Annotated in this window: 13 protein-coding genes and 1 pseudogene; 10 read left to right on the top strand and 4 right to left on the bottom strand. The window is 26.1% G+C overall.

From position 1 onward, the window contains the following. The 5 genes from HCG76_RS03720 to HCG76_RS03700 all read left to right on the top strand — a co-directional run bounded on the left by HCG76_RS03720 (position 1) and on the right by HCG76_RS03700 (position 4523). Complete coding sequence (locus HCG76_RS03720; RefSeq protein WP_221698581.1) at positions 1-849, top strand: FAD binding domain-containing protein; 849 nt, start codon at positions 1-3, stop codon at positions 847-849. Then, a complete protein-coding gene (locus HCG76_RS03715) occupies positions 842-1318 on the top strand; it encodes a (2Fe-2S)-binding protein (RefSeq protein ID WP_221698582.1) in 477 nt (158 codons plus the stop codon). Before HCG76_RS03720 ends, HCG76_RS03715 begins: the two co-directional genes overlap by 8 nt. A gap of 25 nt (positions 1319-1343) precedes the next feature. Beyond that, positions 1344-2585 (top strand): xanthine dehydrogenase family protein molybdopterin-binding subunit, encoded by a 1242-nt coding sequence (locus tag HCG76_RS19345; RefSeq protein ID WP_221698583.1) that lies wholly within the window; start codon positions 1344-1346, stop codon positions 2583-2585. Between the two features lie 12 nt (positions 2586-2597). Further along, positions 2598-3521 carry a xanthine dehydrogenase family protein molybdopterin-binding subunit gene (locus tag HCG76_RS19340; protein WP_221698584.1) on the top strand — a complete coding sequence of 308 codons (924 nt, stop codon included), beginning with the start codon at positions 2598-2600 and terminating at the stop codon, positions 3519-3521. A 555-nt stretch (positions 3522-4076) separates the two neighbouring features. Next, a complete protein-coding gene (locus tag HCG76_RS03700) occupies positions 4077-4523 on the top strand; it encodes a nucleoside phosphorylase (RefSeq protein WP_311776377.1) in 447 nt (148 codons plus the stop codon). A gap of 20 nt (positions 4524-4543) precedes the next feature. On the opposite strand, the pseudogene HCG76_RS19490 reads toward HCG76_RS03700, so the two are convergent. Then, a pseudogene (locus HCG76_RS19490) lies at positions 4544-4786 on the bottom strand (DUF3888 domain-containing protein); the annotation flags it as partial. Between the two features lie 305 nt (positions 4787-5091). Here HCG76_RS19490 and HCG76_RS03695 point away from each other — a divergent pair. The 3 genes from HCG76_RS03695 to HCG76_RS03685 all read left to right on the top strand — a co-directional run bounded on the left by HCG76_RS03695 (position 5092) and on the right by HCG76_RS03685 (position 8080). Then, entirely contained in the window at positions 5092-5793 is a 702-nt protein-coding gene (locus tag HCG76_RS03695) for a DUF6062 family protein (RefSeq protein WP_221698586.1), read from the top strand. A gap of 127 nt (positions 5794-5920) precedes the next feature. Next, complete coding sequence (locus tag HCG76_RS03690; RefSeq protein WP_221698587.1) at positions 5921-6907, top strand: DUF4003 family protein; 987 nt, start codon at positions 5921-5923, stop codon at positions 6905-6907. Between the two features lie 255 nt (positions 6908-7162). Continuing rightward, positions 7163-8080 carry a transposase-like zinc-binding domain-containing protein gene (locus HCG76_RS03685; RefSeq protein WP_221698588.1) on the top strand — a complete coding sequence of 306 codons (918 nt, stop codon included), beginning with the start codon at positions 7163-7165 and terminating at the stop codon, positions 8078-8080. Positions 8081-8348: 268 nt separating this feature from the next. On the opposite strand, the gene HCG76_RS03680 is transcribed toward HCG76_RS03685, so the two are convergent. Together HCG76_RS03680 and HCG76_RS03675 are read right to left on the bottom strand one after the other, a co-directional pair. Then, positions 8349-8675 (bottom strand): inorganic diphosphatase, encoded by a 327-nt coding sequence (locus HCG76_RS03680; RefSeq protein ID WP_221698589.1) that lies wholly within the window; start codon positions 8673-8675, stop codon positions 8349-8351. A gap of 79 nt (positions 8676-8754) precedes the next feature. After that, positions 8755-9576, bottom strand: a complete 822-nt coding sequence (locus tag HCG76_RS03675) for a tyrosine-type recombinase/integrase (RefSeq protein ID WP_221698590.1) — start codon at positions 9574-9576, stop codon at positions 8755-8757. 299 nt (positions 9577-9875) lie between these two features. Here HCG76_RS03675 and HCG76_RS03670 point away from each other — a divergent pair, with 299 nt between their 5' ends. Continuing rightward, on the top strand, positions 9876-10892 hold the full coding sequence (locus HCG76_RS03670; protein WP_221698591.1) for an ELKS/Rab6-interacting/CAST family protein: 1017 nt from the start codon (positions 9876-9878) through the stop codon (positions 10890-10892). A gap of 23 nt (positions 10893-10915) precedes the next feature. Here the strand turns inward: HCG76_RS03670 and HCG76_RS03665 are convergent, their stop codons facing one another. Beyond that, complete coding sequence (locus HCG76_RS03665; protein WP_221698592.1) at positions 10916-11353, bottom strand: hypothetical protein; 438 nt, start codon at positions 11351-11353, stop codon at positions 10916-10918. A gap of 139 nt (positions 11354-11492) precedes the next feature. Between HCG76_RS03665 and HCG76_RS03660 the strand changes: the two genes are divergently transcribed. After that, positions 11493-12101 (top strand): hypothetical protein, encoded by a 609-nt coding sequence (locus HCG76_RS03660; RefSeq protein WP_221698593.1) that lies wholly within the window; start codon positions 11493-11495, stop codon positions 12099-12101. Positions 12102-12133 lie beyond the last annotated feature (32 nt).

The following is a 12133-nucleotide window of genomic DNA, read 5'->3' as shown; positions in this document are numbered from 1 at the left end:
TTGATTAAAATATTTAAACCAAATACTTTAGATGAAGCAAAAAAGTTATTAAAGAGTGAGAAATGTACAAATATTTTGGCTGGTGGAACAGATTTAATTATTGATATTAGAAAAAATAAAAAAACACCTAATAGTTTAATTGATATAGGTAGTATAGATGAATTAAAAAATATTAAAGAAGAAGAGGGGTTTATTTCTATTGGAGCTATGGTAACTTTTAGTGAGTTATATGAAAGTGAAATAATAAGAAGAAATTTTACTTCTTTATATGAATGTAGCAAAGCTATGGGATCTCCTCAAATAAGAAATGCTGCTACTATAGGTGGGAATGTTGCAAATGGAGCATCAGCAGCAGATTCAATTCCTTGTTTAATGTCCTTAAATAGTGAAATTGTATTGGAATCATCTAATGAAACTAGGGTAATAAAATTAGCAGAGTATTTTAAAAACTATAATATTGAACATTTAAGAAATGATGAAATAATAACAAAATTCATTATACCTAAAGATAATAGTATAAGTGGATATTATAAGCTTGGTAAGAGAAATTCATTAGCAATAGCTAGGATAAGTGTTGCTGTTAGTATATCAATGGATAATTCTATAATTAATGATATAAATGTAGTTATAGGTGCTGCAGGAAAAGTACCATTTAAAGTTGAAAGCATTAAAAATTTAGTTATAAATGAAAATAAGAGTGTTCTATTTAATGATAAGGTTTTAAATCTTTTAGAAGAAGCAGTTTATAATAGCATAAAAGGAAGAAGTACTGTGAATTTTAAAAAGGAAGCTGTTAAAGGTGCATATAAAAATGCTTTGTATAATGCATTAAAGATAGAAGGTGTTTAGTATTAAAGTTTCTATTAATGTAAATGGAGTTAATTATGATAAAGATATTGATCCATCATTAAGATTAATTGATTTCTTAAGAGAAGAATTAAAGTTAAAAGGAACTAAAGAAGGTTGTGGTGAGGGTGAATGTGGTGCGTGTACAGTTATTGTAGAGGGTAAAACCATAAACTCATGCTTAATGTTAGCCTCTTCTGTAGATGGAAAAAATGTAATAACAATTGAAGGTGTATCAGATAATAATAAGTTACATCCAATACAAGAAGCATTTATGGAGGTTGGTGCAGTTCAATGTGGATACTGTACACCAGGTATGATACTAAGTGCAAAAGCATTATTAGATAAAAATCCAAATGCTAATGAAGAGGAAATTAAGTCTTCTTTATCAGGAAACTTGTGTAGATGTACAGGATATAAGAAGATAATTCAAGCTGTTATTTTAGCAGAAGAAAAAATAAAAAGTAAATAAATCTAATGCTTTTGGAGGTGTAAGGTTGGTTGGTAAAAGTGTAATAAGGCCAGATGCATATGAAAAAGTATTAGGGAGAGCAATATTTCCAGATGATTTAGAGTTTGAAAACATGCTTTATGCAGGAGTTAAGAGAAGTTCTATTGCATATGGAAGAGTTAAATCTGTAAATATACAAGAAATTAAAATGTTAGATGGTGTAATTGATGTTATTGACTATAAAGGGATACCGGGTGAAATTAGTCATGGAGTAGTTTTTAAGGATATACCTATACTAGTTAAGGATATAATAAAAAGAATTGGTGATTGTATAGTATTAGTTATAGCTAAGGATAAGAAGAGCTTAGAAAATGCCTTAGAAAAAGTTAGTATAGAATATGAAGAATATGAAGGTATATTTACAATAGAAGATGCTTTAAAAAGTGATGCTCCTATTTTAGGTGAAAAAAGTAATATTTTATATGACATAGAAATTAAAAAAGGTAATATTGAAGAGGGATTTAAAAAATCTAAGTTTATAACTGTTAACACATATTCTACACAAATGGCTGAGCATGCCTTTATGCAGCCTGAAGTAGCTATTGCCAATTATAAAAGTGATAACACAATAGACTTATATGTTGCAACACAATATCCACATTATGATAGGGAAGAAATAGCAAGATGTCTTAATATTAAAGAAAATCAAGTTAATGTTATTAATATGACTATTGGTGGTGCATTTGGAGGCAGAGAAGATATAAATCCACAATGTCATGCAGCTATTGCATCTTATATTACTAAAAGACCTGTTAAAGTAATTTATTCTAGAGAAGAATCTACTATTTCACATAGTAAGAGACATCCAATGAAAATGTATTATAAAACAGGTGTTGATAATAATGGGAAATTAATGGTATTAAAGGCTAGAATATATGCAGATACAGGGGCTTATGCCTCTTGGGGTATGAATGTTGTGAGAAAAGCAGCAGTACATGCAACAGGACCGTATGAAATTCCAAATGTAGATATAAAAGGTTATGCTGTTTATACAAATAATCCATTTTCCGGTGCAATGAGGGGGTTTGGTGCGGCGCAAGTACCAGTAGCTCACGAGTCACAAATGGACATATTAGCAGAAAAACTTAATATTCATCCATTAAAATTTAGAAATATTAATACTTTAAAATGTGGAAGCTATACGGCAACAGGTCAAAAGCTAGAAGAAAGCATTGGAATTAGTAAATGTATAGAAAAATTAGCTTCTATTGATAAAGTTAATTTGTAAGGAGTAGTTTATATGAAAAAGAAAGGTGTGGGATATGCCTCAATTTTTTATGGTACTGGTTATGGTAATGGATTTCCTGATGAATCAAGAGCAACTGCTAAGATAAAAAGTGATGGAATCATTAACATTTATGTTGAAGTATCTGATGTAGGATCAGGTGGGAAAAGTATAATGTGGCAAATAGCGTCTAAGACTTTGAATATAGATAAAGCCTTAATTAATATAATTAATACTAATACAAAATATATGTTAGACTCAGGCACTGCAGCAGCTAGTAGACAAACTTATAATACTGGTAATGCTGTTTTAGATGCTTGCAGTAAATTAAGAAATAATATTAATAAAGTTACTAATGAAACAGAAATAATTACCTCTTCTGATATTCTTAATAAGATATTTGAGGATATGATAAAAAATAATATTTCAATATCAGAAGATGGATATTTTAAAGCAACTACATCAACTATCCATACTAAAAATGGTCAAGGAAATCCTTATTGGCCATATACCTTTGGAGCACAAAGAGCTACTGTTATAGTAGATACTGAAACTGGTAAAATAGATGTGTTAGAAATTATAGCTATTAATGATGCAGGTAAAATTATTAATCCTACCTTAGCCGAAGGTCAAGTAGAAGGTGGATGTTCAATGGGAGTTGGATATGCTCTTATGGAGGAAATAAACTTAAATAAGGGAAAAATTAAAAACACTAACTTTTCCAATTATATAATTCCAACATCTATGGATATGCCAGATGTAAAATCATATTTTGTTGAAGAAAAAGAGACTACAGGACCTTTTGGAGCAAAAGGATTAGGTGAACCAGTAATGTTACCAACTGCTCCTGCTATTTTAAATGCTATATATGATGCTATTGGTATTAGGTTTTATGAATTGCCTGTAACTTGTGAAAAAGTATTAGCAGCTTTAAAATAATAAGGATTTATAATTTGAATATAAATTTGTTTTAATATGGATTGTATCTTTATATAAAAGTATAAAGATACAATCCATATTTTGTATTTTAAGGAGATGATTAATTTGCATATGGTATAATATAGAAAATATACAATTTTATTAAGGATGGGGATTTTATGCTAATTGAAGTTAAAGAATTATCAGATAAATAAAAATTTGTGGAGGATAAAAGAATACTAGACTTATTTATGCTTATTGCAGTAATAGGCAGTGGAGTAGGTAATTAAGGTAATAATGATTTTTGAATGGTATACATTGATTAAAATCTTCTTGTGCAATATCAGTTATGATTTTTATAAGTGTAGAATTTATTTTAAAGAAAACTTTTTATAAAAAAGGTTATTAAGTTATAAAAGGTATTGGGTAACTTTAGATTAGGGTTATATTGTAAAAGATATTCAAGAGGTAAGTAAATTGATTAGATTTTATGAGAAGCATGGCTTTGTTTTAACTAAGTTTACAAATTTTAAAATATAATTATTGTATAAACCAGAAATGAAGGGGGGAATAAATGTGAGTATTATAGTTAAAGAAATTATTTCGGCTGGTTCTTGTGGAGCATTAGAGAATTTTCCGGAAAATACTTTCCTTATTCCTAAAAAAGCTTTAAGAGATGAAGGTACATCTTATCACTATATGATGCCATCACGCTATGTTGATATTAATAAATATGCATTAAGAGCAATTGAAAAAACATTAAAAGAACATTCGCTAAAATATACTGAGGTTATATCCTGGTCTACGGATGGATTTTATCGAGAAACAAAAGAAAAGGTATTATATAGAAAAGAAGAAGGTTGCTCAGTTATTGAAATGGAATGTTCTGCATTAGCTGCTTGTGCGCAAATGAGAGGAGTAATATGGGGAGAAGTTTTGTTTACAGCTGACAGTCTAGCTGATATTGAGAAATATGATCCAAGAAATTGGGGAGGAGATTCATTCCAATTATTATTAGAGTAATAATGGTGGTATTCTGTACGCTCTCCTTGGGGTCTTTGTATATTTAATATTTTTACATCCCAAAGATCAAATAAATATTCTTCTCCATAGTAATTCAAAATTGCTTTTTGTACTTGTGGAGAAATTAAGGTAACAATTATATCGTGATATAATTCCTCTTCATTTTCTTGTAAATTAATAGCAGTATCTGCTTGAATGCTAGTAGTGGAATAGTTAATGAATAATAGTATTAATATAAGTAATAATAAAATTTTCTTATTCAAATAATCACCTCATATATACTTTTTATTAGTGTTTACTAACTTTTTTAATTAATTCATATAAAGAGGTATTATTATGTATAACTAAAAAAAATACGTTTTACTATATTTATAGTGTACAGAATGAATATTAAGTTTAGCAAAACAATATATGGTATAATAAAACAAATAATACTTATGTTAGCATATTAACTAGAGAGATTTTAAGTTGCATAAATAAGTTTATTATAATTAGATTTAATACAAAAATACTGGAAATTTAATTTTAAAATCAAAGTGGCTATAAAATTAAAGAAATGGAGAAGTATATGGTAAATGGGGAATTAGAGAAACTAAGTATTGAACATATTAGAATTTATGAGAGCTTTGAAAAGAAAGAAAAGTGTGCTTTATGTAGATGTATAGAGGATTTTGAAAACCAAGTACTAAATGCTATATCTACAGATTTAGTTATGGATTTAGAATTCTTCCCTAAGTTTGGGAACGAGTATACATTTTGTGATTATCATATGAGTAAAATCGAAGATATGCAAGATAAGTTAGGAATGGCTATAATGCTTAAAAAGCTTATTACATTAGAAATAAGAAAAATGGAAAGTGGACAAATTGAAAATAAGAAAACAAAACTGTTTATGAAAAAATCAAATGACAAAAAGTGCTTTGTTTGTGAGAAGGTAAATCTTAAAGCTATGAATATGGATATTGATATTACTTTAGATTTATGGAAGAATACAAACTCTTTTAGAGAGAATTTTAGATCACAACAATGTTTTTGTTTTAAGCATAATAAGCTACTTCTTAATGGTGCTAAAGATAAATTCAATAAAAATGATTTTGAAATATTTAAAGAAGAAATAACTGCAGTTCAACTTAAATATTGTAAAGAGTTAGAAAATGATTTAGAATGGTTCATTAATAAATTTGACTATAGATATCAAAATGAACCCTGGTATAATTCTAAAGATTCTTTATATAGAGCAAGAGAAATATTAAAGAGAGATAATATTTAAAAATGATTGAATAGAAACTAAAGTAGTATATAGAGTAAACAATATTTTTAAAAATAGTAAAAAATATATTGAAAAGCAGTAATTGATAACTTATAATTAACTTAAGGAAAATTGTGGGGTGAAAATTATGAACGAAAAAATCAACTTATTTTTAGAAAATGATAATGCTTTAAAAAATATTAAGGGCTCTTGGAATATGTATGAGGTCCAAAAGAAGTGTAGTGCTTTAGAAGTTACTATTAAAAATAATAAAATTGATTCAGAGAGAATTAATTTAGCTTTACAAAAAATAAAAGAAAACACATCTGTATTTTCAAATTTTAGGGGAACAAATAGATTAACTACAGCGATAACTATTTCTTTAGAAGAGGATATGGAAAGTAGCTTAAAAGAAATAATTTCTATTTACGATAAATTAAAAGAAGAATTTTCAAGTAGTGAGTATTTAATTATAGCATCTCAAATAATTTTTAACGCTAGATATAGAGTTGATGTTGATCTTGCGGTAAGAAATACAAAAGTTGCTTATGATTATATGAGAAAAAGCCATAGGTTTTTAACTGGAAGAGAAGATATTTCTTCCGCAGCTATAATTGCTACTACATCTTCAGATATTGAAAAAACATTTACTGATATTGAAGAATGTTATGAGTTAATAAAAAGAGAAAAGATTTCTTCAAGTAATAATATTCAAGCTTTATCACATATATTATCATTAATAAATTTATCTTCAAAAGATAAGTGTGAAAAAGTAATAGAAATGTATTATGTTTTAAAGGAAAATAAAGTTCCATTAAAGGATTTTTATTTACCTCTATTAGGAATTGTTAGCTTTTTAACTGACAATAAAGAAGGCTTTACAAAGAATGTAGTTGAATTAAGTAAGGAGTTAAAAACTCATAAGGGATTTGGAAATTTTGCATTAGGAAGTCAATTAAGAAACATGCTTTCTACAGTTTTAGTATCTATGGAGTATTTAGATAATTTAGATAATGATTTAAAAGATAGTCTTATAGATAGTACAAATAATGTAGCATTAACAGTTGTTATAGCTATGCAAACAGCTATAATAGCCGCTTCTTCAGCAGCAGCTTCAAGTGCATCATCATCTTAATATATTGATAGTTTTCGGTTATTTATAAAGAGTAGATAGAATTTTAATATATATGATTCTATCTACTCTTTAAATTTTTAGAACATTTTATAGAGTTATCTGTAAAACATCGTGGTATTGTACCAAGTATATAAGTATTTTAAGTATAAAGCTATTTTTAAGAATCCTTGTATCATTATTGTCCAGATGGATTTTAAATTAAGTATATATGTTTAAAATCATATAAACCTGTTAATAATTACGATTGGTGATAATATGGATAATATTTATAAGAACTTAATTAAAAATATCTCTAAAAATAAAGTAATTAATTCTAATATAAATGATAGTAATTTTATAATGTTAAAAAATAAAACTATAGATAAATGCCCGTACTGTAAAAATAAAGAATTTATTAAATATGGTAATTATAATAAAGCCCAAAGATATAAATGTAAAAATATTAATTGTGGCAAAACTTTTACAAGTGAAACTTATAATGTATTTAGATACTCTAAAAAATTTAAACAAAAGTTTCAAGAGTATTTTTCTTTATTAAATGAAGGACTTACAATAAGGCAATGTGCAGAAAAATTAAATATAACAATTGTTACATCTTTTTTCTGGAGGCATAGGTGTTTATTTTATTTAAAAAGGAAATATTATATTGAAAAAATAAATAATCATGTTGAATTAAGTAAGATGATAATAACTGAGAATTTTAAAGGCTCTAGAGAAATTGAAAATAAAAGAAGAGATAAAATCGTAGTTGTAAATGCAATAAATAATATTTCAGATTCAATTCCCATTTTTGCAGCACGAAATATTTTTGGTATATATGAAGTGCGTGATAATATACTTCCTAGACTGGAGAAAGGTGCCTATGTTGTAGGACATTTTGATGGAAAGTTAAAAGCTTTTTCTGAAGCATTTAATGAGATTTATAAAACAAAATTAAAACCACAATGTAATACTATTATAGATAAGTGTTATTCTAATAATACAAAAAGATGGCTTGTTAAATTTAGGGGAGTTGCAACTAAATATCTGGATCATTATTTATATTTTAGATTGTTCAATTATAAAAATAATAGGGCACTAATTGAAGAAAATGATGTTGATTATAAATCAATATATGAAGTAAATAGTTATATAGCATGGAAAAATATAAAGTTAAAGAAACTAAATATATAAATTTTTAAATATATAGTAGGGTTTTAATATTATATAAAATATTAAAAATAACTTGGCCAGTATTTTAAGAGTGTAGTGGCTTGTTTATTATATCTTAATTTATATGAATATGAAATTTTATTAAAAATTTTATATTGAAATTAATTATTTCTTTATAAATACCTATTGTAAGAAGTATTAATATTGACTATTACATAAAACTGTTATATTAAATTGTTGTTACCAATATTTTAATATAACAGTTTTATATAGATAAGAATTAAACAGTTTATATAAGCATCTCAATAAAGATATCAAAATATTGTTCTTGGAAATGTACTAATTCTTGAATTTGTTTTTCAGATAGTTTAGTGCCTGTAGGTATAACAACCCATTTATCTTCAATATCATCTTTTCTATGTATTATAGCAATAACTTCTCCTTCAAATTCTTGCAAGGGGATGTCTACGCCCAGAATATAAGCATCTTGTTCTTCGAGATCACCAGCTATAGTTCCTGGAATATAGCCGTAATTTACAGTGTAGCAAATATCTTTATGAGTGGGATGATAACTCCCTAAAGGCCTATCTATAATTACTTTTGCAAATTTATTCATATAGCACTTCCTCTTAATAATATTAGATAATGTATAAATTTAAGCTTATAGTTTATAATTTTTATTTGCTCCCTCTGTTTTATAGTGCATAAGAGAAGTCAATTTTACTACTCATCTCTTTTAACTTCTTCATACTTACACCTAAATATCTCATAGTTGTTTTTATATCAGAATGATTTAGTACATGTCTAACTAATTCGATATCGTATCCTGATTCTTCATATAATGTATGAGCAAAAAGTTTTCTAAATGAGTGTGTACCAATATTTTTGTATCCTAAATAATCAGTAATTATTTTTAATTGTTGTTGCATGTTTCTTACTTTGTTTGGGTAAATAAAATCATCCTTATCTAATTTATTATTTACAGCATATTCTAATAATTTATTATACATTGCATCATTTAAATCTCTATTTTGCCACTTACCTGTTTTTATTTCTTTTATGGCAAATTTACTTCTATTAAAATCTGAAACCTTTAAATTAACTATATCTGAAGCTCTAAATCCTAACGTTGCTTGAAGTGCTAAAGCAAATGCCAAAGATGGATTAGGCCTAAATTTTTTTTCTCTCCCTGTGTTTTTATCATAATAACTAAATCCTTCTTTACATAATTTTATTATCGTTTCATATTCTTCTACCTCTAATGGTCTTGTTGCTTTATAATTTTTCTTTTTACCCTCTTCTTTTATATTTTCACCAAATTTACTTGAAATTTTATCATTTAAAATTGCTCCCTCTGTTTTTTGAGCTATTTTTTTAGAAATATTGTTTGCTCCCTCTGTTTTGGGTAGATTTTCTTTAGTTTTATTAGTAAACTCATTATTTTCTTCATGTGCTTTCATTTGTTTATAAAATTCGTAGAATTTCATCATCTCTAGCATTTCATCATTTAAATTCATTTAAAATTTCCTTTCTCGTACAAATCGATTTTTACCCAAAATAAAACTGCGCATTTTATTTTTAAAAACTGCGTATTTTGTATTTTTATATATTTATGATACCATAGAAATGGCTTAATATCAACGTTTATATAAAAAACTGCGCACATTCGGGAATGTGCGCAGTTTTTATTTCAAACAATATTGCTAAATTTTTATAGAATTTCATTTTTTTATATGTTATAATTAAAATGTAAAGTTAACCATAGTTAACTTAGTTAACTATGGTTAACTAAAGTAAAAATGAAAGAGGTTTTAGTGTGATGAAAAATAATGATAAAATTAGCGAAAATGAAGATAAAATAGATGAAAAGAATAGTGAAATAACTGTTGAGAATGAAGTGAATAATATTGACTTACCACAAGAAGATAAAGAAAAAATAGAAACTAAAGGATTAAAATTAAAAAAATCTACAAAAGAAAGACTAAATTTGCTTCAAACAAGCTTTGAAGATGCCGAAAGTATGGTAATTGCATTACTAAATCAATACGAAGTCTTTAAATTAGATAGTAATGATAAATTTTCAGATAGAAAAGCTGAAATTGAAAGATTTAATTTCCTTATGGAGTCTATAAAGGGCTGCTTTGTTAATTCTTTGGAGATGGCTACATATATAGAAGATAAATGTACAGAGAAAATTAAGAATGAAATGAAGAAAAAAGACAGAGTTATATCTTTATTGCAGGATGAAAATAATTCTTTGCTAAAAAAAATAAGGGAAAATGAAGTAGAAACTAATAATAGAAGTAAAGAATTGGAAGATACAAAAGAAAGTTTTAGTAGAGTTAACTTGGCGTTAACTACAGTTGAGAAAGAATTAAACGAAAAGGCTAAAATTATTGAAAATCTACAGTTGCATATATCATCTCTTTCAGAGGTAACTGCAGAAAATAGATCTTTTAAAGAAGAAAATGCTAATTTAAAGGAAAAGTTAAGAATATTAGAAGCCCAGTTAACTGAATCAAAAATAGATTCTCAAAGTTTTGAATATTTAAAGAAGGAGAATGAAAGATATACTGTTGAAATTGCTGAATTAAGAAAAGAAAGAAATGAGTATAAAGAATATAGTAATGGATTAAATAAACAAATACAGGAAATATTGCTTGAAAAAGCTAATGAAATAGCAAAAATTAACCTAGAAAAGGATAGGGTTTTAAAGGAATACGATGAAATTAATACTAAAGAATTAAAGGAAGCAAATGATATTATTAATAAGTTAAAAGATGAATTATATGAAATAAAGTTAACTATGAATCAAACAAAAATGGGAAAATAGTTTTAATAAAAAACACTAGGGGATTAGCCTAGTGTTTTTTTGTTAACTATACTAGAAAGTCGTAGTTCACCATTATCTAAAACTCTTATAAACCATTTAAAATCTGTATTATTTATATTATTTTCAAAGGTTATTATATTTTTTTCTGGTAATATAGGGATTAGTATTGTTTCGCTTGTACTATTTTGAGCGTTTATAAAAATAGAACCTTCGTAATCAGTAAAATAAAACCAAAGATTACTTAAATCAAGGGTTAATGTATTTGGTAAATCAGTTGAAAATGGACAAATTAATTCTTCTCTATTTTTAGTATTTTTTATTATTATCATAGAAAAGTTTAGTTTATCGTAATCCTTAGATGAAAAATAAAGAACTAATTTATTGTTATTCTTGATACATTTTTCTAATGAAATCCTTTTTATATATGATGACTTCATATAATTACTCATTGCAAAAGACAAGTTTATTCCTCCTTTTATAATTGTTATCAATAAATATATTATGCAAAAGTTTAAAAATAGACATAAAATATTAAAATTATAAAAATAATATTTATGTGGCAATTATATTGCATAATATTATGTGTAAGGAGTGATTTTTTTGCCTATTGCACTTGTTACGGCTTTAATATCCGCAGGAGGATTGGTGTTAGGTTCGGCAATTGGAGCTATTTGTAGTTGGTTTATAAGTAAATTTTCCTTGCATGAACAAAAGAGGCTTCAAAAAGAAAATTTAAATTATCAACAGCAATGTAAATGTGAAGAAAAGTATGTTAATGCAAATATTATTAGATTAGATTTTTGGAATGCAATATATCAAAGTATAAGATATTTGCAAAAAGAAGATAATTATTCTTTTTACAATTGTATACCTATTTATAAAGAATATCACAAAATAGTTGCATCTTTATGTGGAGAGTATTCTTTAAAGGAGTTAAGCTATATATATCAACTATATGGAATTTTAGAAGAATGCTCCAAGATGGTTGAATTTTATTGGCGTAATGGCTCTGTAGATATCATTACTGTTAGAAATGCCTACAAAAATGTTTTGGAAAAGATTTATGGAAGTAATTATTTAAAAGTTTTATCTAAGAATATTGATTATATCGGTTATAAGGATTTATGTAATGATTCTTTAATGAAAGAGGGATATAGAAATGTTCTTAAGTCTTTAGATGAAATTTGCAACTCGGAACATGAAAAATAAAAGATGATGAAATATACTCATCATCTTTTATT

It is taken from the genome of Clostridium sp. K13 (genome assembly GCF_019734195.1).
Classification (GTDB): Bacteria; Bacillota; Clostridia; order Clostridiales; family Clostridiaceae; genus Clostridium.
The sequence above is the reverse complement of the archived record's forward strand: the minus strand, read 5'-3'. Positions and strand labels throughout refer to the sequence as shown.

What these genes read in the sequence shown, in the direction of transcription:
- HCG76_RS19340 (WP_221698584.1), top strand. Translation starts at nt 2,598, where the DNA reads ATGAAAAAGAAAGGTGTGGGATATGCCTCAATTTTTTATGGTACTGGT.
- HCG76_RS03695 (WP_221698586.1), top strand. Translation starts at nt 5,092, where the DNA reads ATGGTAAATGGGGAATTAGAGAAACTAAGTATTGAACATATTAGAATT.
- HCG76_RS03690 (WP_221698587.1), top strand. Translation starts at nt 5,921, where the DNA reads ATGAACGAAAAAATCAACTTATTTTTAGAAAATGATAATGCTTTAAAA.
- HCG76_RS03685 (WP_221698588.1), top strand. Translation starts at nt 7,163, where the DNA reads ATGGATAATATTTATAAGAACTTAATTAAAAATATCTCTAAAAATAAA.
- HCG76_RS03680 (WP_221698589.1), bottom strand. Translation starts at nt 8,675, where the DNA reads ATGAATAAATTTGCAAAAGTAATTATAGATAGGCCTTTAGGGAGTTAT.
- HCG76_RS03675 (WP_221698590.1), bottom strand. Translation starts at nt 9,576, where the DNA reads ATGAATTTAAATGATGAAATGCTAGAGATGATGAAATTCTACGAATTT.